Below are 26830 nucleotides of genomic sequence, written 5' to 3'. Positions count from 1 at the left end.
GGTGACGCTGCTGCACGAAATGCAGAAGCGCGATGCGAAGAAGGGTCTGGCGTCGCTGTGCATCGGCGGCGGCATGGGCGTGGCGCTGGCGGTGGAACGTCTGTAAGTCCACGCAACGTATCAACGCAGCACGAAGTACACACCGGCGCCGCGAAGACGCGACCCGACGCACCATCAAGATCATTACAAGCGTCGGGATAAAGGGAAGGCGCCGGTGCCATTCCGAGTTTCATCAATCTGAGAGATCTGTTCGAGAGGAGTATCAGCATGACTAAGCGAATCGCAGTGGTGACGGGCGGCATGGGCGGTCTGGGCGAGGCCATCAGCATCAAGCTGCACGACGCGGGCTATGCGGTCGTCGTGACGCATTCGCCGGGCAACGCCAAGGTGAATGAATGGCTCGCCGACATGGACCGCCGGGGCCGCAACATCCGCGCATTCGCCGTGGACGTCGCCGACTATGATTCCGCCCAACACTGCGTGGCGCAGATCCAGGCCGAAGTCGGTCCGATCGACATCCTCGTGAACAATGCGGGCATCACGCAGGACACCACCTTCAAGAAAATGACCAAGGTGAACTGGGACGCCGTGCTGCGCACCAATCTCGACTCGGTCTTCAACATGACCAAGCCGGTGTGCGAGGAAATGGTGTCGCGCGGCTGGGGCCGCATCATCAACATTTCGTCGGTGAATGGTTCGAAAGGCCAGATTGGGCAAACCAACTACTCGGCCGCCAAGGCCGGCATGCATGGCTTCACGAAGTCGCTCGCGCTCGAAGTCGCGAAGAAGGGCGTCACCGTCAACACGATCTCGCCGGGCTATCTCGCCACCAAGATGGTGACGGCGATTCCGCAAGAGATCCTCGACACGAAGATCCTGCCGCAGATCCCGGCCGGCCGCCTCGGCAAGCCGGAAGAAGTCGCGGCGCTCGTCGCATTCCTGTGTTCGGACGATGCGGGTTTCGTGACCGGTTCGAACATCGCGATCAACGGCGGTCAGCACATGAACTAAGGATGGCCGGCGGCGCACGGTCGCACGTGTGCCGCCCTGCTGCCGAAGCAGCGCGTTTCTTCATCTGAAACAACCGCTCGCCAGAGCAATCGTGCCCATGAATGATTTCTACAAAGGCACACCTTCATATAGCGTCGGCCATCTGGATGCGGCGATCGAACATCTCGAACAGGTATTGAGTCTCGAAGGCGCAAATTCGCTGTTTTCGCAGACGTACTGGCGTGCGCGCGTCGTGCAGGCGCTGGCGACGCCGGGGCTTGCGCCCTGTCAATACGCCCGTCTGCAACGTTTGCTCGAGCGGATCGCCGAAGTCTGAGCAATGCGCAAGAACAGCCGGGGGTGTGAGCGGTCAATCCACGAGAGCCGCGCGGACACTCGTGCGCGGCGGCTGCCTTCGGCTTGATGATGCACTTTGTTTCCTCTGATCCGTGAAGAAATTCGCGGGCGCTTGTACCATTCGGGCCGTCCTCATTCATCACGGTTCACAAGCGCATGTCGAATCCACTTCAATCCCTCTTACGTTTGCGTCACGTACTCGGCGCATCCGCGCTCTCGCTTCTGCTCGCTGCATGCGGCACGACCAGCGATATCACCGCCGGGCCGCAACCGAACAGCTACACCGTCACGGGCAAGGCTACAGGCACGCGCATGTCCTGGGCCACCGCGCGCAAGGCCGCGATGGATGCCGCAACGGACTATTGCAAGCAACGCTCGCAACGCGTCTCGGTGAAGTCCGAAGCGACGAGCGGCGTGCGCTCGCTGGAAGAGCAGACGGCGAAGGTGTCGTTCACCTGCGTGCCGGACGCGACGACGGCTTCGGGCGGTGTCGCGCCGGCGCGGGACGAGTGATTTGCGGGGATCGGGCTGAGACACCTCGATGACAGCACGGGTGCCAAAGCAAGTCAGCTCATCAGCGAACTACAGAAGCGACTTGCCCTGAGCAAGAATCTTGTCGCAGACCTGCTTCGTGATCTGCTCCTTGAGTCCGCCGCCGCTGAGATCGAGCGTCTTGCCGCCGCCGCTGTCGAGCACGCCTTTCGCGCCATCGGTATAGCCGCTGTCCGTGGAAGGCGAGCCGCCGAGCTTGCTCATCAAGCCGTCCTTGACGGACGACGCACTGCCGCCGAGATAGTTGTTCTTCACGCAGAACTCGAGCACGCCGGCGACATTGCCCGTGCTACTGGATGTCAGCGAGTCCATCGACAAACCGTTTCCCAGGCCGCTCAGACTACCCAGTCCACCGCCACCGCTGCTCTTTCCCTGATTGAGAAGGTTGCCGAGCTGCGCCTGCGCGATGGATGAACAGAGCAAGGTCGCAACGAGAATGCTGCCCGCGCCCACCTGTCGTTTTGAAAAGATCATGGAGCCTCCGCTGGGTGAACTCCCACTATAGTTGGTTTTCAGCGGGGCACCTGGCGGGCAGCGCAACAGCGTGAATGGCGAAACGCCGTGCGCAGCTATGCCGTAATTTCAATGCGCGTGCCGTCCGGCGCGGCTATGACAGCTTCGTAAAAACCGTCGCCCGTGATGCGGGGCGCCGCGATCAGCAAGCCCTCCGCACCGCAGCGCTGCGCCATCGTGTCGACTGCCGCGCGGCTGCCGAGTGCGATCGCGAGATGATCCCAGCCCACGTGATCGGCGATGTCGGCATTTGCGAGCCACGGCGCCGTCATCAGCTCGATCTGCGCGCCGCCGTCAGGCAACGTGACGAAGCAGGACACGAATCCTGGCCGGCGCTGGCTGTGATACGGCTCTCCGATCTTCGCGCCGAAGTGCGCGCGCCAGAATGCTGCCGCTGTTTTTAGATCGCGCGTCCAGAGCGCCACGTGCGCAACGTTCATTGACGCACCTCATTGGGCTCACGTGCGGTCACCCTCCGCGCACAGACGGGAACGAAACAAAGCAAACCAGCCAGGAGCCAGAACGCGCCAGGCAAGCCCACTTCCTTCGCGACGAAACCCACGCCCGCCGGTCCGAGCAGATGCCCGGCATAGCCCGTCATCGTGATGGCCGCGACGGCGAGCGTGGACGGCATCGCATGCTGGGTGCCCGCGCGTCGAAACAACACCGGCACCACGTTCGAAGCGCCAAGCCCGATCAGCACGAAGCCGCTCATCGCGCCAACGGCGGACGGCGCGGTCAGCAGCACGACGAAGCCCGCGATGGCAAGCAGCCCGCCCCAGAACACCATCGCGCGATCACCGATGCGGGCCGTCAATGCATCGCCGCCGAAACGGCCTGCGGTCATCGCGATCGAGAAGCCCATGTAGCCCAGTCCGCCCTGCGCGGCCGCGACGATTCCGGTGCTGGTGAGCAGCAGCGCGCTCCAGTCGAGCAACGCGCCTTCCACGAGAAAGGTGATCGCCGCCAGCGCCGCCAGCAACAGCACGATGCCGCGCGGCACGGCGAACAAGGGTGCGTCGTTCGCGCTGGCGGTTTCGATCAGTCGAGGACGCGCCACGATCATCGCGCCGAACATGAGCACCGCGCACAACGACGCGCTCAGTAACATGCCGATGTGCATCGACAGCAGGAACGTCATGAGCAGCGAACCGGCGAATCCACCGACGCTGAACAGCGCGTGAAAACCGGACATCAGCGGTTGCTGCGCGGCGCGCTCGACTTCGACTGCATGGATGTTCATCGCGACATCGAGCGAGCCGAGACACGCGCCGAATCCGAGCAGGGCAATGCCGAGCGCGACGGGCGTGTCGGCCACCGTGAGCAGCGGCAGAATGGCGGCCAGCCCGATCCCGCCCGCCACGATGATCGGCTTGCTGCCGTAGCGGGCGCTGAGCGCGCCGGTCATCATCATCGCGAAGACGGAACCGAGACCGATGCAGAGCAGCAGCATGCCGAGCACGCCGTCATCGACGCCGAGACGCTGCTTCGCGAACGGCACGAGCGGCGCCCAGCACGCGACGCCGAAGCCCGCGACGAGGAAGGCGAGCCGTGTCGCGAGACGCGCGGCCGGATGCGCCGCTTCTGAAGCACGCTGCTCGGGAAGGGAACGCGCGTTCATGATCCGACAGCCTCCGCAGCCGCCAGAACGGACGCGCCGCCTTTCGACAGCGCCATTCGTTCCGCACGAGGCAGATCATGCTCGACGACAATGCTGCCGATCGCTTTGACGGCGGCGATGCGATGCGGCGCGCGGGCGTCGAACTTGTCGTTGAGCGCGAGCACGATGCCATGCCGGCTGGCGGCCAGCACCGCGCGTTTGAAGCTTGCGTCGGCGAGCGAGAAGGCGCTGATGCCCGCCTTCGACGAAATGGCGCACGAGCCGATGAAACAGCGGTCGATGTTCATCTGCGCGACCTGCTGCATGGCTTGCGCATCGACACACCCGCCGACCGCCGGATCGACGACGCCGCCGGTCATGATGAGCGGCAGGTCGGCGCGGCGCAGTACGGCGGCGGCGATATCGACGGAGTTGGTCGCGACCGTGAGGCCGAAGTCTTCCGGAAGCAGGGCGACCAGCGAGAGATTGGTGCTGCCGCTGTCGAGGAACAGAAGTTCGCCCGGTTCGATCAGCGGCACCGCCGCACGCGCCAGCGCTGCCTTGCGTTCCTGGGCCTGGTCGATCCGGCTGGCCATGGGCGCCGATGCCGGCGTGATCGGCAACGCGCCGCCGTACACCCGGCGGCAGCGGCCTTCCGCCGCCAGCGCGCGGAGATCGCGCCGGATGGCGTCTTCCGAGACATGGAATTCCGTGGCGAGCGCCGCCGCGACGACCGGCTGGCCTTGTGCGAGCCGCGCCGCGATCTCATCGCGGCGGGCGAGTGGGATGTCTTCATTCATGAGTGTGCATTCTAGTGTGCACAAACAAGAATGTAAACGTGCATAAACGTGCATGTGAACCATGCACGTCAATAGAGTTTCAGATGCCGTGCTCGCTCAGACGCGCGTCATACCAGCGGCAGAACTGGTCGAGCGCGGTTTCGGTGTAGCGCGAATACGGGCCCGGCACATAGGCCGGATCCTGCGTGCCGCTGTGCGTGTTCGCGACGAGATCGGCGTCCTGGCGCGTGGTGGCGAGCCAGACTTCCGTGAGCGTCGGCACGTCGTAGTCCACGCCTTCCACCGCATCCTCATGAACCAGCCACTTGGTGCGCACGACGGTCTTGTCCGGCGCGATCGGCAGAATGAAGGCGACAACCGCGTGATCGCTCATCACGTGGGTCCACGAATTGTGTCCCCACAGATGCACGTCGCCGAGGTCGCGGCGTTGCAGATCGCCGAGGAGTTTCGTGCTGGCCACGCGGGTCGAGATCGTCTGCGATTCGTTGCTGCCCGCAATGACGAGCCGCTGCGTGCGGAAATTGGTCTGCGCGCTTTCATCGACGGCTTCCACCAGCTCGCAGATGAAGCCGTCCCGCTCCCAGTCTTCGCGGCTTTTCTCGTTGCGCGCCGTATAGGCTTCGTAGTCCCTGACGGCTTCCTCGCCGAGACCGTCGAGACAGTAGCCGAAGTCTTCCGGCAGGAACGAATTGGACAGCTCGGGGTGCGTGCCTTCGCAGTGATAGCACTCGCGATTGTTCTCGATCACGAGCTTCCAGTTGCCGTTCTCGATGATCTCCGCCTCGAACGCAATCTTCGTGCGCTGCATCTGATGCGGCGCGAAGCGCGGCGTCATCGCCTGATCGAGCTTCATGACGTCTTCCGGCGGATCATCGGCGAGACACACGTAGATATGGCTGCCGATCACCTTCGTATGGACCGGGATCAGGCTCTTGCACTTGGCGTCGAAGTCCTTGCCCATGTGCGCGGCGTGCTTGAGACTGCCGTCGAGATCGTAGGTCCATTGGTGATACGGACACACCAGCATGCCGACGCTCGCCTTGCCCGCCTCCTTCATGATCCGCGAACCGCGATGACGGCAGACGTTGCGATAGGTGCGGATGTTGTCGTCGTCGTCGCGCACGATCATGATCGATGCCCGGCCCACTTCGACCGTGGAGACATCGCCCGGCTCGGGAATGTCCGCTGTCACGCCGGCGAGAATCCAGAGCTTGCTGAAGAAGACGTCGAGATCGTTCTCGAACACGTCCTGCCGACTGAATACTTCGCCCGGAAAGCCGCAGCCGGGCTCCCGGCTGTCGAGCAGTTCGCGATGGGTCTTGTGGGGAGTGGCTGACACGATGCGCTCCAGAGGAATGTGTTTCCGGCGGGCGTTCCCAGCCGCCGTACGCGCAGTATTGGAGTGCCGCCTGTGAGCGTCAATGTCCTTTAATCTCCGTCTCGCATTACTCTATGTTATGCGTATCGAGCCGTGAAAATTGAGGCAGAATCGCGCCTGCCGCAGTCTTCGAACGCTGTATTCACCGGACAGGAACCGTCGTCAGATGAAGAATGCAAGAGGCCCCAAAGGTTACAGGCGGATCATTCCTTCCATGACCGCGCTGGTCGAGTTCGAAGCCGTCGCGCGGCTCGGCAGCTTCACGCATGCGGCGAGCGAACTGGGCGTCAGTCAGGCGGCCGTCAGCCGGCAGGTGAAGGTGCTGGAAGAGACGCTCGGCGTGAGGCTGTTCCATCGCCTGCACCGCTCCATCTCGCTGACGGGCGAAGGCGAGTCGCTTTATCTGGTGGTCGCGGAGTCGATGCAGAAGATCGCGGGCGTGTTCGACCGTCTTTCCACCGGTTTCGAGCAGCGCGAACTCGTGCTGGCGTCCACCGCCGCCTTCTCGCAGCTGCGCCTCGTTCCCCGTCTGGCCAGCCTGAAGCGGCTGCAACCGAAGCTGCAGTTGCGCCTGACCGATCCGATGTTCATCGCGGACCTGCGTCACAACGAAGTCGATGTCGCGGTGCGTTTCGGCGACGGTTCCTGGACGGACGGCACCTCGACCTATCTGTTCGACGAAGAAGTGTTCCCCGTGTGCTCGCCCGACTGGCTGCGCGAACACGAGGCGCCGGAGACGCTCGAAGCGCTCGCGCAGATGCCGCTGATCGGCTCGGATTCGACTTCGGAAGGCTGGATGGGCTGGGAGGCGTGGTTTGCGTCGGTGGGGCATCGGCCGGCGCGCCTGAATTACGCGCTTCGCTGCAGCATTTATTCCGATGCCGTGCTGGCGGCGCGCTGCGGGCAGGGCGTGTCGCTCGGCTGGGCGCGGCTCGTGACGGACTTCCTGGCGTCGGGCGAACTGGTGCGGCTGCATACGGCGTCATGCAAGCCCGCCGACGCGTACTACATCGTGGTTCCGCACGGACGGTCGATTACCTCGTCCATCGACGGCCTGGTCGAATGGCTGCATGAGGAACCCGCCGTGCCCGACAAGCGGGAAGAGGGCGCTGCTGCGTCACAGGACGCGGGCAGCGCCGGAAAAACCGCTTACTGACTCGCGCCCCGGCCGATGCCGGCCTTCTTCTGCGCGTCCTGGATGTCCTGCGGATATTTGGCGTCGTCGCGCACGGCCGGGTTGTAGCCGGCGTCCTCGAGCTTCTTGAGTTCGGCGTTCTTCTTGGCGCGGGCCTGCTTGCGGGCGGCCTTGCGCGCCGCTTTCTGGTCGGCCTTGGTGGTGGGCGCGGCCTGCGTGGCGCCATTGGTGGCGGCGCTGTCCTGGGCGCTGGCGAGCGGCGCGACCGACAGCCCGAATACGGCCGCCATCAGGGAAACGGCAAGTCTGCTGCCGAGCGTTGCTTTCATAGCCTCTCCAGAGAGATCGGTTGAACGTCGCGCGGCCGGAATGGGCCGCGAAAACCGGTGAAACAACTCGCAAGCACTTTCTCCGGGCCGATGACGCTTTCCTCGTGGCCGTGGCGGCTGTATGCCGTGCGTCGATTGTAAGGCGGCGCGCGCAAATATTCAGGGAGGCGCAAGGATGGCCGCGTCCGTTTCGGAAGCCGATACGGTGTACCCTTCGCCCACCCGTCCGGCGGCTCCCGCGCGGCGGATTCAAAGCGGTTATGATGCGCACCGGCTGGAACCACAATTACAACTTTAGAAACGGCCGCGGCGATTGGCGTCATCCAGACAGCCGGTTCTCGCCGGGCGGCCGCCACGCTTAATCGGAGCTGTTTATGCCCTTGCGGTCCGGTGTCGACGAGGCCAGCTTTCGTCGGATTCTTCTGCGCAACATCACGCTGCCGCTCGCGACGGGCATCGTCACGGCGGTCGCCTTCCTGGCGCTCGTGCTGTATCTGCTTTCGGGCATCAACTGGGTCGAGCATTCCGAGCGCGTAATCGGCAATGCGCAGGAGATCGGCCGGCTGGTCAGCGACAAGGAGAGCGCGGTTCGCGGCTTCCTGCTGACCGGCGACGAGTCCTTCCTCGCGCCCTATGAGACGGCGAAGCCGAAGCTGTCGGCGGATATCGACACGCTCGCGGGCCTCGTGTCCGACAACACGCCGCAGGTGGACCGCCTGATCCGCATCCGCGCGTTGCAGGCGCAATGGGACAAGGTGGCCGACGCGCTGATCGACGCGCGCCGCCGCCAGCAGGATTCCGCCGCGCTCGTGCGTGCCGGACGCGGTTCCGCGGAACGCGCGGAATCCGGGCGTGAGCTCGACGCCTTTCTCAACATCGAGCAGACGCTGCGCTTGCAGCGTATTGAATCCGCCAGGCAACTGACGACGATTACCGTCGCCGTGTTCATGATCCTGAGCCTGGCGCTTTCGGTCGTGCTGGCGGTGTTCGGCCGGCGCGAGCTGATGGGCCTGTCGGGCGCGTTCGGCGCGGCGATCGACGAACAGGAACGGCAGACGAAAGCGCTCCAGGAGCAGGCGTGGCTGCGCGATGGCCAGCGGCAGCTTGCGGAGACGGTCATCGGACGGCAAACGCTGGATCAGCTGTGCCAGTCCATTCTCGATTTCCTCTCCGATTACCTGAAGATTTCGCTCGGCACGTTCTATGTGCGCGAAGCCGACGGCACGCTCAAGCGCACCGCCAGCTTCGGCTTCGATCCGGCCAGCACGGCGGTGCCGGGATCGCTGGCGGGCGTGACGAGTCTGGTCGGGCAAGCGGTGCATGCGCGCAAGCTGACGAGCGTCGCCGAGGTGCCGTCCGGTTACTGGAAGGTCACCTCGGCGCTCGGCGGGAGCGCGCCGGCGAGCCTCGTGATCGTGCCGATCGAAAACGAAGGGCGCGCGAACGGCGCACTCGAACTCGGCGCGATGCACGCGCTCAGTCCGCGCGACCGGCAGTTCCTGGAGTTGGTGGCGCGGAACATCGGCGATTTCGTCGATGCGGCGCAGTATCGCGAGCGCTTGCAGCGCGTGCTGGAGGAAACGCAGCAACTGAACGAAGAATTGCAGATGCAGCAGGAAGAACTGCGCACCACCAACGAAGAACTGGAGCAGCAGACGACCGCGCTTTCCCAGGCACAGGCTTATCTTGCGAACCAGAAGGCCGAGCTGGAGCAGACCAACGATCAACTGGCGGAGCAGGCGCGCGTGCTCGACGAGCGCAATTCGGCGCTCAACGCGGCGCAGGGCGAACTCGAAACGCGCGCCGATGCGTTGCAGCGCGCGAGCCGCTACAAGTCGGAGTTCCTGGCGAACATGTCGCACGAACTGCGCACGCCGTTGAACAGCTCGCTGATTCTCGCGAAGCTGCTTTCCGAGAACAAGAGCGGCAACCTGAACGGCGATCAGATCAAGTATGCGCAGACCATCTATTCCGCGGGCAACGACCTGCTGAACCTGATCAACGACATCCTCGATCTTTCGAAGGTCGAGGCGGGCAAGCTGGATCTGCATATCGAGGACGTGCCGCTGCAACGCATCGTGGAAACGCTGCGGCGCACGTTCGAACCGCTCGCGCGGCAGAAGCAGCTCACGCTCGAACTGCGCAACGAGATGGCCGGCTATCCGACGCTCGAAACCGACGCGCGGCGGCTCGAACAGGTGTTGAAGAATCTGCTGTCGAACGCGATCAAGTTCACGGATGCCGGCGTCGTTTCGCTGACGCTGCGGAACGCGGATTCCTCGCGTGCGGTGGAGTTCGAAGTAAAGGACACGGGTATCGGCATCGCGACGGATCAGCTCGATGCGATCTTCGAGGCGTTCCAGCAAGCCGATGGCACCACGAGCCGTCATTACGGCGGCACGGGCTTGGGCCTGTCGATTTCACGCAGCCTGGCGCACTTGCTCGGCGGCACGATTGCGGTGCGCAGCGTCCCGGGCACGGGCAGCACCTTTACGTTGACGATGCCGCTTGCGTATGACGCGGCGGTTGAAGTTCCGCAAGCTTTGGAGCCGGTGGAATCCGTGGATGAAGTTGAAGTGGTGGAACCGATGGCAGCAGTCGAGCCCGCCCGCGTGATCGACGACGATCGCCACGAGGATTCCGCGCCTGGCCGTCGCCTCGTGCTGGTGGTCGAGGACGACGCGCGCTTCGCCCAGGTGCTGTTCGATCTCGCGCACGAGCTGGACTATCGCTGCATCGTGAGCGGCACGGCAGGCGAGGCGTTGCGGCTCGCGCAGGAGAGCGCGCCGAGCGCCATTCTGCTCGACATCGGCTTGCCGGACCGCTCGGGCCTGGTGCTGTTGCAGGAACTGAAGGCGAATGCGCGGACGCGGCATATTCCCGTGCATGTGGTGTCGGCGACGGACCGCAGCGAAGCGGCGCTGCATCTCGGGGCGATCGGCCATGCGGTCAAGCCGACCACGCGCGAGCAACTGCTGGAGATTTTCCAGCGGCTCGAGGAAAAGAGCAGCCAGAAGATCAAGCGCGTGCTGCTGGTGGAAGACGATGCGCGTCAGCGCCAGAGCATCGTCGAACTGATCAGCGATGCGGACGTGGAGATCACGCCGGTCGAATACGGACGCGAAGCGCTCGACATGCTGAAGACGACGATCTTCGACTGCATGATCATCGACCTGAAACTGCCGGACATGCAGGGCGGCGACCTGCTGCGCCAGATGGCCGCGATCGACGCCTATTCGTTCCCGCCGGTGATCGTCTACACGGGCCGCAACCTGACGCATGACGAGGAAGCGGAGTTGTTGCGCTATTCGCAGTCGATCATCATCAAGGGCGCGCGCTCGCCGGAACGTCTGCTCGATGAAGTGACGCTGTTCCTGCACAAGGTGGAAACGGATCTGTCGGCGGACCGCCAGGCGATGCTGCATGTGTCGCGTTCGCGGGATCGCGTGCTGGATGGCCGGCGCGTGCTGCTGGTGGACGACGACATCCGCAACATTTTCTCGCTGTCGAGCGCGCTGGAGCATCAGGGGCTGAAGGTGGAGATCGGCCGCAACGGCTTCGAGGCGATCGAGGCGCTCAACAAGAATCCGGGCATCGACGTCGTGCTGATGGATGTGATGATGCCGGGCATGGACGGACTGGAGGCGACGCGGCGCATCCGCGAGGATGCGCGCTTCAGGAAGCTGCCGGTCATCGCGATCACGGCGAAGGCGATGAAGGACGATCAGGAACAGTGTCTCGCGGCGGGGGCGAGTGACTATCTGGCAAAGCCGATCGACATCGACCGGCTTTACTCGTTGTTGAGGGTGTGGATGGCGCGGCGCGTTTAAATATTCAACGCCCGCTTGTCCACCGCGAGCGCCGCTTCGCGCATCACCTCCGAAAGCGAAGGGTGCGGATGGCAAATCCGTCCGATATCCTCCGCCGCCGCCTTGAACTCCATCGCGACAACGGCTTCCGCGATCAGATCCGACGCGTTCGCCGAAATGATATGCACGCCGAGAATCTCGTCGGTCTTGGCATCGGCGATGATCTTGATGAAGCCATCGGTCTCGCCGATGCCCATTGCGCGGCCATTGGCGAGCATCGGAAACTGCCCTGCCTTGACCTCGCGGCCCTCCGCCTTCAGCGCCTGCTCGGTCTGCCCGACCCACGCGATCTCCGGGTGCGTGTAGATCACCCACGGAATGCAGTTGTAGTCGATATGCGGCTTCTGCCCGTCGATGATCTCCGCCACCAGCACGCCTTCGTCCTCGGCCTTGTGGGCGAGCATCGGGCCGCGCACGACATCGCCGATCGCGTACACGTTCGGCACCTTCGTCGCGCAATGACCGTCGACGGGAATGAAGCCGCGCTCATCGGCCGCCAGACCGATTGAATCGAGGCCGAGATTGTCGGTGTTGGGCACGCGGCCAATCGACACGATCAGCCGGTCCGCGTCCAGCGTCTGCGCGTTGCCGTCCTTGTCCTGGTAGGAAATCGACACGCTCGAATCCGTCGTCTTCACGCCGTCAATCTTGACGCCGAGATGAATGGCCAGGCCCTGCTTCTTGAACAGCTTGGCGGCTTCCTTTTGCAGCGCGATATCCGTGGTGCCGAGGAATTCGGGCAGCGCTTCGAGAATCGTCACTTCCGCGCCGAGCCGACGCCACACCGAGCCGAGTTCCAGCCCGATCACGCCCGCGCCGATCACCGCGAGCTTCTTCGGCACGGAGGTGAAGGCGAGGGCGCCTTCGTTGTCGGAGACGATCTTGTTGTCCACCGGCACGTTCGGCAGATGCCGCGCCTTCGAGCCCGTCGCGATGATCACGTGCTGCGCGGTGCGGCTTTCGCTCTTGCCGTCGCCGCTCACTTCGATCTTGAAGTTGCCGCCATCCTTGCCGGCGAGCTTGCCGTGACCTTTGAGCCAGGTGATCTTGTTCTTGCGGAACAGGAATTCCACGCCGCCGGTGATCTTTTCGACGATCGCTTCCTTGCGTCCGACCATCTTCTCGACATCGACGGACAGGTTGTCCATCTTGATGCCGAAGTCGCCGAAGTGAAGGCTGGCCTTCTCGAATTCCTCCGACGATGCCAGCAACGCTTTAGACGGAATGCAGCCGACGTTCAGGCAGGTGCCGCCGAGTTTCGGCTTGCCCGCCGGATTGATCCATTCCTCGACGCAGGCGACCTTGCGGCCGAGTTGCGCGGCGCGGATCGCGGCGATATAGCCGCCCGGCCCTGAGCCGATCACGATGACGTCGAAATCGGCTTTCTGACCGGCCGGGGCGGATGCGGGCGCGGGTGCGGCGGCTTGCGCGGGTGCTGCGGGCTTCTCAGGCGTTGCGGGTGCAGCGGCTGCTGCCGGCTTCTCAGCTGCCGCAGGGGCCGCCGATGCCTTCGCTTCGGTATCGATCACGGCGAGCACTTCATCGGCGTGAACGATGTCGCCTGCTTTCTTCAGCACTTCCACGAGCGTGCCGGCGCCGGGCGCGGGCACTTCGAGCACAACCTTGTCAGTTTCCAGTTCGACGAGCGTTTCGTCTTGTGCCACGGCGTCGCCCGCATTTTTCTTCCACGGCAGCATCGTCGCTTCAGTGACGGATTCGGAAAGCTGCGGAACCTTGACTTCAACCCTGGCCATTCAGATTCTCCTTGTGAGCGAGCGCGTTGTTCGCGATTGGAAACGTCCGGCGCGGCGCCTTGCGGACGCGACCTTGCACGGCCGGCCCGGCGCGCCGAAGTCGTAGGATACGCCGTGTCCGTAGCCCGCGCGCGGCAAGGCACGGACGGCCGGTGCGTTTTCGTCGTCGCTATATTCGGTGGTATATTGCGAAAAAGCTTTCGACTGATCTTGCCGGGGCGCCATGTCGCGTCTGCGCGCGGCATCCGCGCTCGTCCTGGCCCTGCCGATCGAGCCCGAGGTGATCATGCAAACCCCGCCGTTCCAACTCGCGCGCACGCATGCCCATGCGCATGGCGACGCCTGCTGCCAGCCGGGCGAGGCCGTTCCGCGTCCGGTGCGCCGTCGCGCGCGCCTCGCGGAACTGGACTCGCATCTGCACTGCTCGGTCATCGGTACGTGTCTTTCGACGGGCGAGCTGCGCAAGCTCGTGCCGAAGTTCACCGACCTCGACCGCTATCACGCGAGCGATCTGGAGATCCATCACGCGGCGGTCGAGCTGGCCATTGCCGGCGGCGCGGGTGCGAAGGCGCTGCACAAGGCGCTCGACGAACGGTATTCAGGCGCGATCCGCCGCTTCGACAGCGCGCGCGATACCCAGGCGCTGCTCGATCTGTGGAACGAAGCGCTCAAATCCGGCGACATTCCGCCTGCTTACTGGGCCGTGATGTCGCATCCGCACGCGAGCATCGAAGTGCGACAGTACGCGTTCGGCGAACTGCACATGCTGTCGCATCTGGTCGGCGCGGCGAATCGCGCGGACATTCGGCGTCTGGTCGCGCTCGAAGCCGACAACCAGGAACTCGGCGACAAGCTGGAGCGCCAGCAGGCGCGGGTGCTGGAATTGAGCGCCGAACGCGATGCCGCCGTCAGGCAGGCGCATGAGCTTGCCTTGCAGTTGGCCGCGCGCAAGCCGGAACGCTCGACCATCGAACTCGAAGACGAAATCGAGCGTCTGCGCGAGAAGGTCGAGGACGGCGAGCGGCGCCTGGCGCTGCATACGAGCCGTCGTGAAAGTGTCGAGCAGCGCGTGCTGCAGGAAGAGGAACAGTCGCGCGCATTGCGCAACAGCCTGGGCGAGACGCAGGCGTTGTTGAAGGTGGTGCAGGCGGAATGCGCGGCGCTCGAACGCGCGACGCTCGCCGCCGGCGATGAGCCCGAGACACGCCGGCGCGCGGTCGAATGGCTGGAAGGGAAGCGCATCGTGTATGTGGGCGGGAGGCCGAATTCGAATGCGCTGCTCAGGTCGCTGACGGCTGCGGCGGGCGGCGAACTGGTTGTGCACGATGGCGGCATCGAAGATCGCAAGGGCTTGCTTGCGGCGGCGCTGCCGAATGCCGACGCGGTGCTGTTTCCCGTCGATTGCATCGATCACGATTCGATGAACAGGCTCAAGCGTGTTTGCGAGCGTCACGGCGTGCCGTATTCACCGCTGCGTACGGCGAGCGTGGCGAGTTTCGTGGAGTTCGTCGGGCGGCTTGGCGCGGGCGCGCGGGATGTGAACCCGGCGTCACCGCCGCCATCGGCCTTCTGTCTGCGTCACGGCTAGCAGGAAAGCTTCGGGGCTCAGGGTTTGAGCAATTGCGTGAGAGAAGCGATCTGCCGGGCGCAGGCTGCCTCGGCCTGAGCTTCGACATCGCGATACAGCTTGATGATGCGTTCGCCGACCGGCGTGAGCACGCAGCCGCCGCCGCTTTGGCCGCCTTGCTCGGAGAGCGTCGCGGGTGACTTGAGCGAGCGGTTCAGTTCGTCGACGAGCAGCCACGCGCGCCGGTACGACATGTCAAGGCTGCGTGCGGCCGCCGATATCGAACCTTGCTCGCGGATCGCTTCGAGCAGCGCAACCTTGCCCGGACCGAGCGCGATGGTTTCGCCTTTGGTGATGCGCATGCGAAAGCGCACTTCGGCCGGCTGCTTTGCCGTGTCCGCTTCCTTTGCGCTGTCCTTGGATTTGAGGGTCGTCGCCATGCCCGAGAGAATACACGAACGACATCGGCGCGATGGGCTATGACTGCCCCGGATAACAGAACGCGTAATCCTCGCAGCCCGGACAACCCGGCGCGCACGTAGGCGCGACGCCTTCCGCGCAGGCCACTTCCTGAGCCAGAAACTTCTTCCAGCGCAGATTCGCCGTGTTCCGCGCGACCAGCGCGGGATAGTGACGCTGCAGCATGTCGGTGACGTCGTCGCGGCCGTCGAGACCGAGGTCGCGCCAGAGATGATCCGGACGCAAGGTCGCGGCCGAGATGATGGTCGCGAGACACAGTGCGTCGTGCCATGCGTGTGTCGCGGTGCGGTCGTGCCACATCAGCAGGCCGTGCAGACGGCGGACGAACGCATGATGGGGCGTCAGCACGATCTGCCGCGGGGCTTCCGGGGTATTCGACGCGTGCGGGAAATGACGGTCGAGCAATGCGGCGAGTGCGATGCGATCGAGCCCCAGCAGGGCCGTATCGCCCGCTTCGATGCGCGCGCCGATCAGCCGCGCGAACAGCACGGTATCGGCGGAAGGGGGCGCGACGGCGTGAGTCAGCAACGCGCGCGTGGCATCGTTCATGGGTGCGAGGTTCCCAGAATGTGAGCATCGACGCGCACGAGGCGTTTCATGTGCCGCGGCGCATGCACCGTGTCCGCGCCGGATACGAGCACCGGCAGGCCGTCTTCGACACCCAGTTCGCGATCCGCGCATTCGTAGGCGACGATCACTTGCGCGCCGATCGGCGTGTTGAACAGCTCATGCCATGAGAAGGTGACGGCATAGCCGTCGTGCGCCTGCGCGAGGAACACCGTGCGCTTGAAATCCGTATTGTCCGGCCGACGCACGCCCGCCGCGTCCAGCAGCGTGCGCAACGGGACGCCGCGATAGCTTCCCATCGGACGAATATAACGGCCGGTCGAAAAGCAGATCAGATCGAACGGCTCGATGCGCGTGCAGGCGAACTCGCGCAACGCGGAAACATCGAGCCTGAGAGGCATTCGCACCGCGCCACCGATCTCCACGTGCGGGCTGCGAATTTCCTGGCTGAGTGAAAGCATGTGAGCAGGGCTTCTGGTTGGAATGAGCGAAAGGACATCGAAAGCTGCGCACGGGTTGGCGTGGCTGCTCAAGACGGCTTGGGCCGGACATCGCTGTATCACTGAATATATTACGGGATCGTCGCTCATGACATCTTCTGCGGGAAATGTCGTGTATCTGCCTTTTCAGGGTTTCGGTGTTCGATTCTTGAAAGGCGCTGCGTGTGCTGGTTGTCAGCATGACATCGGCAGGCGCCAGCGAGTTTCTTTCGTAATCCATTCTGCGTTGATCGGAAAGAAAGCAATTTGTACGGATTCTTGCCTGAGAGTTTTAGTTCGGATGGCGTAGTAATCGACGAGGTATCTGGATCGCCAACGGCGCGCTTCGGGATCATTTCAAGGTAAAGCTTGCGCTGGTTGGTCATCGTCCCAAGTAAATGCGACAGTCGCTTTTGAGTCTTCTGCAAACGTTTTCTGCGCGGACACGCACGTGCTTGCTCGCAGCCGCCGGGCGCTCGGTTGAGTAGCGCACAGAACAACATTTCCAGACTGCCATTCTTGCCCCACATCGCGTTATCCGCATCACCAGAGGCGGCGCGACTGCTCATACGGGGAAAACATGAGGAACTCGAACAAATATGAATTGAGGACGGCACTCAGGCTTAGCGTGCTCGTCATTGCTGCGGCGGTGTCGAATCTTTCACATGCAGCTTCCTCACAGGATGCTTGCAATAACCTGACATCGACGGGTTGTGTGGTCGGGACGCAGACCATGGCCGCGGCTGTACCGGCCACGCAGTCTGTGGCGCAGGCGGCCGTGTTGCCGGGACGCTCGGTTGCGTTGAGGAGCGGTAGCCGGAGCAACGGTACGTCGGGCACCGGCACCGCCGGCAGCAGCACCGGTACGGGCAGCGGCAGCGGTAGCGCCGGGAACGGGGCATCCGGTCAGGGAGGCGGCGCGACGTCGGGAGGCGGCGCTGTGTCCGCCGGTGGGCAAGGGGGCGGTTCGAGTTCGGGTGTGGGTGGATCGAGTGGCGGTTCGGGTGGGACGGGTGGAGGGGGTAGCACGAGCGGGGGTAGTACGGGAGGGGGTAGTACAGGAGGGGGTAGTACGGGAGGGGGTAGTACGGGAGGGGGTAGTACAGGAGGGGGTAGCACGGGAGGGGGTAGTACGGGCGGGGGCAGTACAGGCGGAGGTAGTACAGGAGGGGGCAGCACGGGTGATGGCGGCGGCAACGGTCATGGTCACGGTCACGGCGGTGACGGTCATGGCCATGGCGACGGCGGTCATGGCGATGGTGGCCACGGCGATGGTGGCCATGGCGACGGCGGCCATGGTGACGGCGGTCATGGTGATGGCGGCCATGGTGATGGTGGTCATGGCGACGGCGGTCATGGTGATGGCGGCCATGGCGATGGTGGCCATGGTGATGGTGGTCATGGCGACGGTGGCCATGGTGATGGTGGTCATGGCGACGGTGGCCACGGTGACGGTGGCCATGGTGACGGCGGTCATGGTGATGGCGGCCATGGCAATGGCGGTCATGGTGACGGTGGCCATGGCGACGGCGGTCATGGTGATGGCGGCCATGGTGATGGCGGTCATGGTGACGGTGGTCATGGTGACGGCGGTCACGGCGATGGTGGCCATGGTGATGGCGGTCATGGTGACGGTGGTCATGGTGATGGTGGCCACGGCAACGGCGACGGCGGTCATGGCGACGGTGGTCACGGCGATGGCGGTCACGGTGACGGCGGCCACGGCGATGGCGGTCACGGCGTTGGTGGCGGCAATGGCAGCAGCGGTCATGGCGATGGTGGCCATGGCGATGGCGGTCACGGCGTTGGTGGCGGCAATGGCAGCAGCGGTCACGGCGATGGTGGCCACGGTGACGGAGGTCATGGCGACGGCGGCCACGGCGTCGGCGGTGGCACCGGCAGCAGCGGCGGTCACGGCGATGGCGGCCACGGCGACGGCGGTCATGGTGATGGCGGCCACGGTGTCGGCGGTGCCAACGGCAGCGGTGGTCACGGTGACGGTGGTCATGGCGACGGCGGCCACGGCGTCGGCGGTGGCACCGGCAGCAGCGGCGGTCACGGCGATGGTGGCCACGGCGACGGCGGTCATGGCGACGGCGGCCACGGTGTCGGCGGTGCCAACGGCAGCGGCGGTCACGGCGATGGTGGTCACGGCGATGGTGGCCACGGCGACGGCGGTCATGGCGACGGCGGCCACGGTGTCGGCGGTGCCAACGGCAGCGGTGGTCATGGCGACGGCGGTCATGGCGACGGCGGTCATGGTGTTGGCGGCGGCAATGGCAGCGGCGGTCACGGCGATGGTGGTCACGGTGACGGCGGCCATGGCGATGGCGGCCACGGCGTTGGCGGCGGCAACGGCAGCGGTGGTCACGGTGACGGCGGCCATGGCGATGGCGGCCACGGCGTTGGCGGCGGTAACGGCAGCGGTGGTCACGGCGATGGAGGCCATGGCGACGGTGGCCACGGCGTTGGCGGCGGCAGCGGCAGCAGCGGCGGTCACGGCGATGGCGGCCATGGAGCCGGCAGCGTTGGTGGCCATGGCGATGGTGGCCACGGCAACGGTGGTGGCGGCCACGGCAACGGTGGTGGCGGCCACGGCAACGGTGGTGGTGGTCACGGCAATGGCGGCGGCGGCCACGGCAATGGCGGTGGTGGCGGAGGCGGTGGCGGTGGCGGTGGCGGTGGTGGCGGCGGCGGCAACCACTAACCCCAGCACAAGAACGCTAACTACAAACCAAGAAAGCACGAGATCGACCGGACTCGCACGTTCCGGCCGGCCTCGTGCCATCGACACACCCACGATCGACTCAAGACCCGGGCGCGGACCGCAATCAGCGCCCGGTTCTTCTCCCCTCGCAACGCCCTTCCATGCAATACTCCCGGTCTGACATTCGCGAAAAACGGTCGTCCAAATCAGCCTGAGCGCGCAAGCGCCCTTAACCGCTGATCGAAAGACCGCGCACACGTCACCCAACCACTCGGTTCGGGCTGACCAGCGTTTCCTCCGACACCCTGTCGGAACCGTTACGAGCCGTCGTGTTTCCGCGCGATTCGCTCGTACTTATCGGAACGCGCCATGAACCCACCCCTCGTTTCCTCGAACGTCGCAGCGGCCCGCATTGCAATCATCGGTGCTGGCCTGGGCGGCCTGACGCTCGCTCGCGTCCTGCACATCAACGGATTTCGTTCGACGATCTACGAAGCCGAACCCTCTCCCGACGCGCGCTCACAGGGCGGCCTGCTCGACATCCACGAATACAACGGCCAGGCAGGCCTGAAAGCCGCGGGCCTCTACGATCGCTTTCTCGATCTCGTGCTTCCAGGCGAGGACGCCAAGCGTGTGGTCGACAGACACGCGACCATCCTGTTCGACCAGCCCGCCTCCGCCGCACCCACGCGGCCTGAAGTCGACCGAGGCGCGTTGCGTCGCATGCTGATCGATTCGCTACCGGCCGATACGATCCGCTGGGGCCACAAACTGACCCGTGTGAGCCGTCTGCAAGAGGGCAACCACGAGATCGCATTCAAGAACGGCGTAACCGAGCGCACAGCGTTATTGATCGGTGCCGATGGCGCATGGTCCCGGGTTCGGCCGCTCGTGTCCGCTGCAAAGCCGGCGTACACTGGCACGACCTTCATGGAGACCAGCCATCCGTCCGGCTCGACAGTATCGACTGCAATCGAAACGGGAACGCTGATGGCGGTAGAACCGGGGAAGGGCATCCTTGCGCACCGCTACGCGGATGGCACGGTGCGTGTGTACGTCGCGTTGCAGAAGCCGGAAGACTGGTTCGACACGATCGACTTCGCCAAGCGCTCGTCCTCGCTGGCCCGACTCGCGCATGAATTCGAAGGATGGGCTGCCGAGCTTCGAGCCTTGATACTGAATAGCGAGACGGACCTCGTGATCCGCCCGATCCACGCCCTGCCGCCCCATCATCACTGGGCACGCACTGAAACTGAAGGCGTGACCCTCGTGGGCGATGCGGCGCACCTGATGTCGCCGTTCGCCGGCGAAGGCGCCAACCTTGCCATCCAGGACGGCGCCGCACTGGGCCTGGCGCTGTGCGAACATCGCGACAACATCGAAAAAGCGCTCGAGGCCTACGAAAACGCGCTGTTCTCACGCAGCGCCGCATTCGCCGATCGAACCGCTCGCAACCACGAGCGATTCTTCGGCGAACACGCGCCGCAGAGCGTGGTGGAACTGTTCGCGGCACATTGAAGCACCGCCGCGAACGCCGTGCCCACGCCAAGCCCGTCGTACTCAGAAACGATGCCGCAAGCCCACCGTCGCCGAAACCTGGCTGTTCGTCGATGACGCCGACAGACCGTTGATCGCCGCCGTGATGCCCGAGTCGCCCGTATCGCTCACGTGCTGATACACGCCTTGCAGATAGACGTCGGTGCGCTTCGAGAGCGCGTACGCCGTTTGCAGGCTGATCTGATTCCACTTCGGATCGACGCCCTGCAGATGGCTGTCGGTGAAGGTATAGGCGCCGGACAGCGACCACGCGGGCGTCAGGTTATAGCGGCCGTTGACTTCGTAGTTGGTGAAGCGCGCGCTGCCGCCGTCGAGCGTGATGCCGCCCGTCACGCCCGATGCCGATGCACCGATGCCGGTCGCGCCGTCGAGCCGCGTCTGCGTGAAGACGAAGCCTGCCTGCGCCGGGCCGAACGCATAGCTGACGCCGGCGCCGAAGGTGCGTTGACGGCTTGCCGCGAAGGTTGCGTCGTCGCTGACCGCGCCGCTCGCGTTCAGCGTCGCGCCTGCGTTGTTCAACTGCATGTAGCTCGCTGCCACGTTCAACGGCCCGAACGCATACGACGCACCGACGCTATAAGCGCGATTCGTCGCGAAGCCGCCGGCCTCGTTCGAGAAACCATACAGGCCGCCGAACTTGAAGCCGCCGTAGTTCACGCTCTGATACTTGACGGCGTTGCTGACGCGGAACGAGTTGTCGAGGTTGTCGTTGTCGAACGGATGCGCGGCCTGCGTTCCGCCAAATTGCGTGCCGGTGAGCGCGAGCGGGCCGAGATAATCGACGACGGAATCGTACTGCCGGCCGAGCGTGAGCGCGCCCAGCTGATTGCTCGACAAACCGACGAACGCCTGCCGGCCGAACTCGCGGCTGTTCTGCCCGAGATTGCCGTTCATGATGTTGAAGCCGTTTTCCAGGGTGAAGATCGCCTTCAGCCCGCCGCCGAGATCTTCCGCGCCGCGCAGGCCCCAGCGGCTGCCGTTGACGGCGCCGCTCGTCGCCTGAATGTTATGCGAGCCGCCCTGGTTGTTCGTATAGGTCAGCCCCGCGTCGATGAGGCCGTAGAGCGTCACGCTGCTCTGTGCATGCGCCGCGCCCGCGACGGTGCCGAGCACGGTCAGCGCGAATAAGGATTTCTTCACTGTGTTTCTCCAAGAGAGCTTGAGGATGTGCCTGTGTTGCGCAAGACGTGCATGCCTCGCGCGAACAGCCCGTCCGATCGACCGGTCGACGCGTCGGAGGCCGGATTAAATCACGGGCTCCGACGCCGTTCGTTCGTGCATTCGTTACGGAATGTTGGGCGTGCGCGGCTTCAGGCGCGGCACTAAAGAGAAAACGCGTTTTGAAACAAAGTGTTCGCGCGGGGCCATGCGTCAATCGCAGTCAGCCGCATTCAAGCGCCGTCAAATGCGGTAACTTTCTGGAAGATCCAACGAGAGCGAAACGAATAGCGCTCGGCCTATTGCGGGAGAGATTCCTTGATCAGCCACGACTCGACGGCCCGCGTCGTCAGCGCGCGCGACAGCAGAAAGCCCTGCAGTTCATCGCAATGCTCGCCGAGCAGCGCTTGCCGTTGCTCGGCCGTCTCCACGCCTTCCGCCGTGATCGGCAGGCCGAGACTGCGGCATAGTTCGCTGATGGCGCGCACGATCGCCGCCGACTTCGGATTGCGTCCAAGACCGTTGACGAAGCCGCGATCGATCTTCACCCGCGTGAACGGAAAGCTTTGCAGGATGCTCAGCGATGAATAGCCCGTGCCGAAGTCGTCCATCGCGACGCCCACGCCAAGCGTACGGATCTCGTTGAGAATGCGGTGCGGCGTGCCCGAGGTTTCGAGCAGCGCGGTCTCGGTGATCTCGATCTCGAGCCTGTGCGCCTGCAAGCCCGCCGTGTTGAGCGAACGCAGCAGCACCCGCGTGAAGTCTTCATAGAGCAATTGCGCCGGCGAAACGTTGATGCTGAGCCGCACATGGGCGGGCCATTTCGCGGCATCGCGGCACGCGCGCTGCATGACCCACGCGCCGATTTCCGGCATCAGGCCGCGCTCTTCCGCAATCGGAATGAATTCGGCCGGCGAGATCAGCCCGCGCTTCGGATGATGCCAGCGCAGCAGCGCTTCGCAGGCGGTGGTGCGGCCGCTGCGGGCATCGACGATCGGCTGGTAATGCACTTCGAGTTCGTCCGCGCGCAGCGTGCGGCGCAGGTCGTCTTCGAGTTCGTTACGCAGGCGCAGCGGATCGTTCATGCCGCGCTCGTAGATGCGAAAGCAGTTGCGGCCCTCGCGCTTGGCCTTGTAGAGCGCGAGATCGGCTTGCTGCAGGACATTGTCGGCATCGACGCTTCCTACCGTGCAGCACACGATGCCGATGCTCACTCCCACCGTCACCTCATTGCCGACGATCTCGAACGGCGTCACCAGCGCGTCGATGCAACGCTGCGCGAGGGCGGCGGCATCGTCCGGTGTGCGGGCCCACGTCTGCAGGATGGTGAACTCGTCGCCGCTCAGGCGCGCCAGCTGATCGCTTGCGCGCAACAGCGAGCCCAGCCGCTGCGACACCGCCTTGAGCAGTTCGTCGCCCGCATGATGGCCCAGCGTGTCGTTGACCACCTTGAAGCGGTCGAGATCGAGATAGAGCAGGGCGAACGGATGCTCGGGCGTGACGGCATCGACGAGATGCTCCAGGCGTTCCTTGAAGCTCACGCGATTCGGCAGGTCCGTCAGGTGATCGTGATGCGCCAGATGCGAGATGCGCCGTTCGGCGGCGCGGCGCTCGGTGACATCCTCGATCGTCGATACCCAGCCGCCATGCGACAGCAGCCGCGTCACGACCCCGATGCTGCGGCCGAGGTGCTGGAATTCGATGGTGGTCTGCTCTGTTCCCGGCGCGGAGCCGCGCAGCAGTTTGCGGCGCAGTTCGTCGACTGCATTGACCGCATCGTCGCGCGCGCCGGTCTTGCGGTCGCAGATGCGGCGCAGCACGGTGCGCAACGAGATGCCGGCGGGCAGGCTGTCGGCGGGAATCGAGAGGATGCGCGCGAACTGGTCGTTGCATAGCACCAGACGGCCGCGCCGGTTGAACAGACACAAGCCTTGCAGCATGTTTTCCAGCGCGAGGTCGAGATTGCGCGTGGTCTCTTCCAGCGCCAGCGAGGTCTCGCGCTGCTCGGTGCAGTCGCGCGTGATCTTGGCAAAGCCGAACAGGTCGCCACGATCGTCGTAGATCGGCTGGATCAGCACGTGCGCCCAGAACTTCGTGCCGTCCTTGCGGAAGCGCCAGCCCAGTGCCTCGAACTTGCCATGGGCGCGCGCGGTGTCGAGTCCGTGTTGCGGCAGCCCTTGTTCCTGGTCGCGCGGATCGTAGAAACAGGAAAAATGCTTGCCGACGATCTCGCTCGCCTTGTAACCCTTCGCGCGCTGCGCCCCGGCGTTCCAGTTCGACACGATGCCGTTCGCATCGAGCATGTAGATCGCGTAGTCGGTGACGCCTTCTATCAGGAGCCGGAAGCTGCGCTCGTGATCGCGCGTCTGCTTCTGCAATGCGCGGGCTTCGGTGCGGTCGCGCGTGACCTTGGCGAAGCCGAACAGCTCGCCGTTGTCGTCGTAGATCGGGTCGATGACGACATGCGCCCAGAAGTGCGTGCCGTCCTTGCGCACGCGCCAGCTCTCGGTCTCGTACTTGCCCTGCGCGAGCGCCGTCGCGAGACTGCGGGCGGGCAGGCCCGCGGCCTGATCGTCGGGCGTGTAGAAGCAGCTGAAATGCCGGCCGACGATCTCATCCGCGCTATAGCCTTTCGTGCGTTGCGCGCCGGCATTCCAGTTCGACACGATGCCATTGATGTCGAGCATGTAGATGGCATAGTCGGTCACGCTTTGCACGAGGAAGCGGAAGCGCCGTTCCTGATCGAACGCGTATTCGCTGACGCGCCGTTGTTCGGTGCAGTCGCGCGTGATCTTCGCGAAGCCGAACAGGACGCCGTGTTCGTCGCGCAATGCGTCGATGACCACGTGCGCCCAGAAGCGGCTGCCGTCCTTGCGCACGCGCCAGCCTTCGGCTTCGTACTTGCCGGTGGTGCGCGCGGTTTCCAGATTGCGGCCGGGCAGGTCGTCCAGCCGTTCCTCGACGGAATAGAAGCAGCCGTAATGGCGGCCGATGATCTCATCGGCGGCATAGCCCTTCGCCTTCTGCGCGCCCGCGTTCCAGGTCGTGATGATGCCGTCCACGTCGAGCATATAGATGGCATAGCCGGTGATGCTCTGCACGAGCCGTCGATACACCAGTTCGCTGGACGCGTCCGCGTGGCCGCAAGTCAGGAAGTCTTCGTCGTTCATACGTTGATCAGGCTACGCGGAAGGTGGACACGGCATCCGTCAGGCGGCGTCCCTGGTCATCGAGCGACTGCGCCGCCGCCGCGGCCTCTTCCACCAGCGCCGCGTTTTGCTGCGTGACTTGATCCATCTGCAAGATGGCGTGACTCAATTGCTCGATGCCCCGGCTCTGTTCGCTGGACGCGGCGGCGATTTCGCCCATGATGTCGCGCACCTTGGACACGGCCTGCGTGACGTCCGTCATGGTCACGCCGGCCTTGCCCGCCAGCGAGGAGCCTTCGGCAATGCGCTCCACCGAGGTATCGATCAGCGCCTTGATTTCCTTCGCGGCACTCGACGAGCGCTGCGCGAGGCTGCGCACTTCCGCGGCGACGACGGCGAATCCGCGTCCTTCCTCGCCCGCGCGTGCAGCTTCGACGGCGGCATTGAGCGCCAGGATGTTCGTCTGGAAGGCAATGCTGTCGATGATGCCCGTGATGTTCGCAATCTGGCTCGAACGCGCGCTGATCTCGGACATGGTTTCGATCATGCGGGTGACGGCCACGCTGCCGTCGCTGGCGACGGCGCTCGCACTGGCCGAGAGCGCGTTGGCCTGCTGCGCGTGCTCGGCGTTCTGGCGCACGGTCGTGGTGAGTTCCTCGACGCTGGATGCGGTTTCTTCGAGCGATGCCGCCTGCTGTTCGGTGCGAGTCGAAAGATCGACATTGCCCGATGCAATCTGGCTCGAACCCGTGGCGATGTGATCGGCGGATGCCCGCACATTGCCGATGAGTTGCACGAGATTTTTCTGCATGGTGCTCATCGAGGCAAGCACGCTGTCGCGTGGGGCGGCATCGGCGTGGGCGACCGGCGCGAGATCGCCGCTCGCGACGCGTTGCGCGACGGCGCTCAGCGCATCCGGTTCCGCGCCCAGCGCGCGCATCACGCCGCGCGTGATGACGAAGCCCGCCAGCACGGCGCCCAGCGCCGCCAGCGCGCAGACGCCGCTCAGCAGGAGGCGCGCGGTGGCGTAATGGCGTTCGGATTCGGTGACGAGCTGTTCCTCGCGTCGCTGCGTCAGTTCCGAATAATCTTGCGTCGCCTTGACGAGCGCGGCGAGCAGCGGACGGCAGTCGTCGTTGATGCGCGCGATGGCTTCCTCCCGTTGCCCCTTCAGCGCGAGATCGACGATATGCAATGCCACTGGCCCGTAGAGCGCCTCGACGCGGTCGATCTCCGCCACGCGGGCCCGCACTTCCGGCGTGACATCCTGCGCGCCGGCCACCCTGTCCTTGAAGATACGCAAATCTCGCTGCACGTCTTCGTGCGCTTGCATGACCGCGGCTTTCTCGAGTTCGATATCCTCGGGCCGGGTGGCCAGGACGAGATTGCGCGCCGCGATGGCCCGCCGGTCGACATCGGTCCGGATGTGTTCGGCCAGCGTCGCGCGCGCATTGATGCCGTGCACGTAGGACATGAAGCGCGTGTTGCTTTCCCGCAGCGCCTCGATCGAGAGCGCCGCTACGATCAGCACGGCCGCAGTGAGCATGCCGAATCCGAGCGCGAGTTTGGTCTTGACTCGCAGGTTGCCTGACATGGTTGTTCTTCCTTGTTTGAGTTGTCCGAAGGCGTTTTTTTAGTGGTCGCTTAAGCTTTCTAGGCGGCCTTACGGCGTGTTGGGACAGGACTGAACGGTGGACAACTAGTCGACGGTCATGGCAAACGTTGGCGAACTGGTGCGTAGCAAATATTTTTTATCGCGCTCCCTGATTTACCGACCGCGAACGTGTCACCGAGCAATTTTTTCGCGCGGTAGAAAGCCCTGCGAGCCGCGTCCGCAAAGGCTCTCCGGTTGATGCGCACAAGCGGATACGGATCGGACGGAGACGGTT

Annotated in this window: 23 protein-coding genes and 1 pseudogene; 8 read left to right on the top strand and 16 right to left on the bottom strand. The window is 64.5% G+C overall.

Annotated elements, in window-relative coordinates; all coding sequences use genetic code 11:
• The 4 genes from QCE62_RS27385 to QCE62_RS27370 form a co-directional block, all read left to right on the top strand.
• Positions 1-106 (top strand): hypothetical protein (locus tag QCE62_RS27385; protein WP_309925348.1); only part of this gene is annotated, 106 nt, incomplete at its 5' end.
• Between the two features lie 161 nt (positions 107-267).
• Positions 268-1011: an acetoacetyl-CoA reductase gene (gene phbB, locus QCE62_RS27380; RefSeq protein WP_309925242.1), complete on the top strand. Its 744-nt coding sequence runs from the start codon at positions 268-270 to the stop codon at positions 1009-1011.
• A 97-nt stretch (positions 1012-1108) separates the two neighbouring features.
• A complete protein-coding gene (locus tag QCE62_RS27375; protein ID WP_309925240.1) occupies positions 1109-1327 on the top strand; it encodes a hypothetical protein in 219 nt (72 codons plus the stop codon).
• A 176-nt stretch (positions 1328-1503) separates the two neighbouring features.
• The gene (locus QCE62_RS27370) at positions 1504-1860 is read left to right on the top strand and encodes a hypothetical protein (protein ID WP_309925239.1); all 357 of its coding nucleotides are present in this window, start codon (positions 1504-1506) and stop codon (positions 1858-1860) included.
• Positions 1861-1929: 69 nt separating this feature from the next.
• On the opposite strand, the gene QCE62_RS27365 is transcribed toward QCE62_RS27370, so the two are convergent.
• From QCE62_RS27365 to QCE62_RS27345, 5 genes are all read right to left on the bottom strand, one after another.
• A complete protein-coding gene (locus QCE62_RS27365) occupies positions 1930-2373 on the bottom strand; it encodes a DUF2501 domain-containing protein (RefSeq protein ID WP_309925237.1) in 444 nt (147 codons plus the stop codon).
• 95 nt (positions 2374-2468) lie between these two features.
• The gene (locus QCE62_RS27360; RefSeq protein WP_309925235.1) at positions 2469-2852 is read right to left on the bottom strand and encodes a VOC family protein; all 384 of its coding nucleotides are present in this window, start codon (positions 2850-2852) and stop codon (positions 2469-2471) included.
• Positions 2849-4033 (bottom strand): MFS transporter, encoded by a 1185-nt coding sequence (locus QCE62_RS27355; protein ID WP_309925232.1) that lies wholly within the window; start codon positions 4031-4033, stop codon positions 2849-2851. Before QCE62_RS27355 ends, QCE62_RS27360 begins: the two co-directional genes overlap by 4 nt.
• A complete protein-coding gene (locus QCE62_RS27350; RefSeq protein ID WP_309925230.1) occupies positions 4030-4812 on the bottom strand; it encodes a DeoR/GlpR family DNA-binding transcription regulator in 783 nt (260 codons plus the stop codon). Before QCE62_RS27350 ends, QCE62_RS27355 begins: the two co-directional genes overlap by 4 nt.
• Before the next feature lie 79 nt (positions 4813-4891).
• A complete protein-coding gene (locus QCE62_RS27345) occupies positions 4892-6151 on the bottom strand; it encodes an aromatic ring-hydroxylating dioxygenase subunit alpha (RefSeq protein ID WP_309925228.1) in 1260 nt (419 codons plus the stop codon).
• 253 nt (positions 6152-6404) lie between these two features.
• Between QCE62_RS27345 and QCE62_RS27340 the strand changes: the two genes are divergently transcribed.
• Positions 6405-7346, top strand: coding sequence for a LysR substrate-binding domain-containing protein (locus QCE62_RS27340; RefSeq protein ID WP_309925225.1), 942 nt, complete (start codon positions 6405-6407; stop codon positions 7344-7346).
• On the opposite strand, the gene QCE62_RS27335 is transcribed toward QCE62_RS27340, so the two are convergent.
• Positions 7340-7654: a hypothetical protein gene (locus QCE62_RS27335; RefSeq protein ID WP_309925223.1), complete on the bottom strand. Its 315-nt coding sequence runs from the start codon at positions 7652-7654 to the stop codon at positions 7340-7342. The two genes, QCE62_RS27340 and QCE62_RS27335, sit on opposite strands and share 7 nt — an antisense overlap.
• Before the next feature lie 374 nt (positions 7655-8028).
• On the opposite strand from QCE62_RS27335, the gene QCE62_RS27330 reads away from it, so the two are divergent.
• Positions 8029-11484 (top strand): response regulator, encoded by a 3456-nt coding sequence (locus QCE62_RS27330; protein WP_309925220.1) that lies wholly within the window; start codon positions 8029-8031, stop codon positions 11482-11484.
• Here QCE62_RS27330 and lpdA read toward each other — a convergent pair.
• A complete protein-coding gene (lpdA, locus tag QCE62_RS27325) occupies positions 11481-12890 on the bottom strand; it encodes a dihydrolipoyl dehydrogenase (RefSeq protein ID WP_309925346.1) in 1410 nt (469 codons plus the stop codon). The genes QCE62_RS27330 and lpdA overlap by 4 nt on opposite strands.
• 168 nt (positions 12891-13058) lie before the next feature.
• Positions 13059-13277 (bottom strand): annotated as a pseudogene (locus QCE62_RS27320) (biotin/lipoyl-containing protein); the annotation flags it as partial.
• A gap of 286 nt (positions 13278-13563) precedes the next feature.
• Here QCE62_RS27320 and QCE62_RS27315 point away from each other — a divergent pair.
• A complete protein-coding gene (locus QCE62_RS27315; protein ID WP_309925218.1) occupies positions 13564-14865 on the top strand; it encodes a DUF2325 domain-containing protein in 1302 nt (433 codons plus the stop codon).
• 17 nt (positions 14866-14882) lie between these two features.
• Here the strand turns inward: QCE62_RS27315 and QCE62_RS27310 are convergent, their stop codons facing one another.
• From QCE62_RS27310 to QCE62_RS27290, 5 genes are all read right to left on the bottom strand, one after another.
• Positions 14883-15284, bottom strand: a complete 402-nt coding sequence (locus QCE62_RS27310) for a LysR family transcriptional regulator (protein WP_309818066.1) — start codon at positions 15282-15284, stop codon at positions 14883-14885.
• A 37-nt stretch (positions 15285-15321) separates the two neighbouring features.
• Positions 15322-15873 (bottom strand): nitrogen fixation protein NifQ, encoded by a 552-nt coding sequence (locus QCE62_RS27305; RefSeq protein WP_309925216.1) that lies wholly within the window; start codon positions 15871-15873, stop codon positions 15322-15324.
• A complete protein-coding gene (locus QCE62_RS27300) occupies positions 15870-16352 on the bottom strand; it encodes a molybdopterin-dependent oxidoreductase (protein ID WP_309925344.1) in 483 nt (160 codons plus the stop codon). Before QCE62_RS27300 ends, QCE62_RS27305 begins: the two co-directional genes overlap by 4 nt.
• Before the next feature lie 125 nt (positions 16353-16477).
• Positions 16478-16939: a hypothetical protein gene (locus QCE62_RS27295; protein ID WP_309925214.1), complete on the bottom strand. Its 462-nt coding sequence runs from the start codon at positions 16937-16939 to the stop codon at positions 16478-16480.
• Positions 16940-17046: 107 nt separating this feature from the next.
• Positions 17047-19170 carry a hypothetical protein gene (locus QCE62_RS27290; protein WP_309925211.1) on the bottom strand — a complete coding sequence of 708 codons (2124 nt, stop codon included), beginning with the start codon at positions 19168-19170 and terminating at the stop codon, positions 17047-17049.
• A gap of 276 nt (positions 19171-19446) precedes the next feature.
• Here QCE62_RS27290 and QCE62_RS27285 point away from each other — a divergent pair, with 276 nt between their 5' ends.
• Positions 19447-20595: an NAD(P)/FAD-dependent oxidoreductase gene (locus QCE62_RS27285; RefSeq protein ID WP_309925208.1), complete on the top strand. Its 1149-nt coding sequence runs from the start codon at positions 19447-19449 to the stop codon at positions 20593-20595.
• 42 nt (positions 20596-20637) lie between these two features.
• Here QCE62_RS27285 and QCE62_RS27280 read toward each other — a convergent pair whose 3' ends face one another.
• The 3 genes from QCE62_RS27280 to QCE62_RS27270 form a co-directional block, all read right to left on the bottom strand.
• A complete protein-coding gene (locus tag QCE62_RS27280) occupies positions 20638-21774 on the bottom strand; it encodes a porin (RefSeq protein WP_309925206.1) in 1137 nt (378 codons plus the stop codon).
• Positions 21775-22091: 317 nt separating this feature from the next.
• Entirely contained in the window at positions 22092-24962 is a 2871-nt protein-coding gene (locus QCE62_RS27275) for an EAL domain-containing protein (RefSeq protein ID WP_309925204.1), read from the bottom strand.
• Between the two features lie 7 nt (positions 24963-24969).
• The gene (locus QCE62_RS27270) at positions 24970-26535 is read right to left on the bottom strand and encodes a methyl-accepting chemotaxis protein (RefSeq protein WP_309925202.1); all 1566 of its coding nucleotides are present in this window, start codon (positions 26533-26535) and stop codon (positions 24970-24972) included.
• Between the last annotated feature and the right edge of the window lie 295 nt (positions 26536-26830).

It is taken from the genome of Caballeronia sp. LZ033 (assembly GCF_031451265.1).
Taxonomy (GTDB): domain Bacteria; phylum Pseudomonadota; class Gammaproteobacteria; order Burkholderiales; family Burkholderiaceae; genus Caballeronia.
This window is presented reverse-complemented; position numbering and strand designations above follow the sequence as displayed.

What these genes read in the sequence shown, in the direction of transcription:
- phbB (WP_309925242.1), top strand. Translation starts at nt 268, where the DNA reads ATGACTAAGCGAATCGCAGTGGTGACGGGCGGCATGGGCGGTCTGGGC.
- QCE62_RS27375 (WP_309925240.1), top strand. Translation starts at nt 1,109, where the DNA reads ATGAATGATTTCTACAAAGGCACACCTTCATATAGCGTCGGCCATCTG.
- QCE62_RS27370 (WP_309925239.1), top strand. Translation starts at nt 1,504, where the DNA reads ATGTCGAATCCACTTCAATCCCTCTTACGTTTGCGTCACGTACTCGGC.
- QCE62_RS27365 (WP_309925237.1), bottom strand. Translation starts at nt 2,373, where the DNA reads ATGATCTTTTCAAAACGACAGGTGGGCGCGGGCAGCATTCTCGTTGCG.
- QCE62_RS27360 (WP_309925235.1), bottom strand. Translation starts at nt 2,852, where the DNA reads ATGAACGTTGCGCACGTGGCGCTCTGGACGCGCGATCTAAAAACAGCG.
- QCE62_RS27355 (WP_309925232.1), bottom strand. Translation starts at nt 4,033, where the DNA reads ATGAACGCGCGTTCCCTTCCCGAGCAGCGTGCTTCAGAAGCGGCGCAT.
- QCE62_RS27350 (WP_309925230.1), bottom strand. Translation starts at nt 4,812, where the DNA reads ATGAATGAAGACATCCCACTCGCCCGCCGCGATGAGATCGCGGCGCGG.
- QCE62_RS27340 (WP_309925225.1), top strand. Translation starts at nt 6,405, where the DNA reads ATGACCGCGCTGGTCGAGTTCGAAGCCGTCGCGCGGCTCGGCAGCTTC.
- QCE62_RS27335 (WP_309925223.1), bottom strand. Translation starts at nt 7,654, where the DNA reads ATGAAAGCAACGCTCGGCAGCAGACTTGCCGTTTCCCTGATGGCGGCC.
- QCE62_RS27330 (WP_309925220.1), top strand. Translation starts at nt 8,029, where the DNA reads ATGCCCTTGCGGTCCGGTGTCGACGAGGCCAGCTTTCGTCGGATTCTT.
- QCE62_RS27315 (WP_309925218.1), top strand. Translation starts at nt 13,564, where the DNA reads ATGCAAACCCCGCCGTTCCAACTCGCGCGCACGCATGCCCATGCGCAT.
- QCE62_RS27310 (WP_309818066.1), bottom strand. Translation starts at nt 15,284, where the DNA reads ATGGCGACGACCCTCAAATCCAAGGACAGCGCAAAGGAAGCGGACACG.
- QCE62_RS27305 (WP_309925216.1), bottom strand. Translation starts at nt 15,873, where the DNA reads ATGAACGATGCCACGCGCGCGTTGCTGACTCACGCCGTCGCGCCCCCT.
- QCE62_RS27300 (WP_309925344.1), bottom strand. Translation starts at nt 16,352, where the DNA reads ATGCTTTCACTCAGCCAGGAAATTCGCAGCCCGCACGTGGAGATCGGT.
- QCE62_RS27295 (WP_309925214.1), bottom strand. Translation starts at nt 16,939, where the DNA reads ATGAGCAGTCGCGCCGCCTCTGGTGATGCGGATAACGCGATGTGGGGC.
- QCE62_RS27285 (WP_309925208.1), top strand. Translation starts at nt 19,447, where the DNA reads ATGAACCCACCCCTCGTTTCCTCGAACGTCGCAGCGGCCCGCATTGCA.
- QCE62_RS27275 (WP_309925204.1), bottom strand. Translation starts at nt 24,962, where the DNA reads ATGAACGACGAAGACTTCCTGACTTGCGGCCACGCGGACGCGTCCAGC.
- QCE62_RS27270 (WP_309925202.1), bottom strand. Translation starts at nt 26,535, where the DNA reads ATGTCAGGCAACCTGCGAGTCAAGACCAAACTCGCGCTCGGATTCGGC.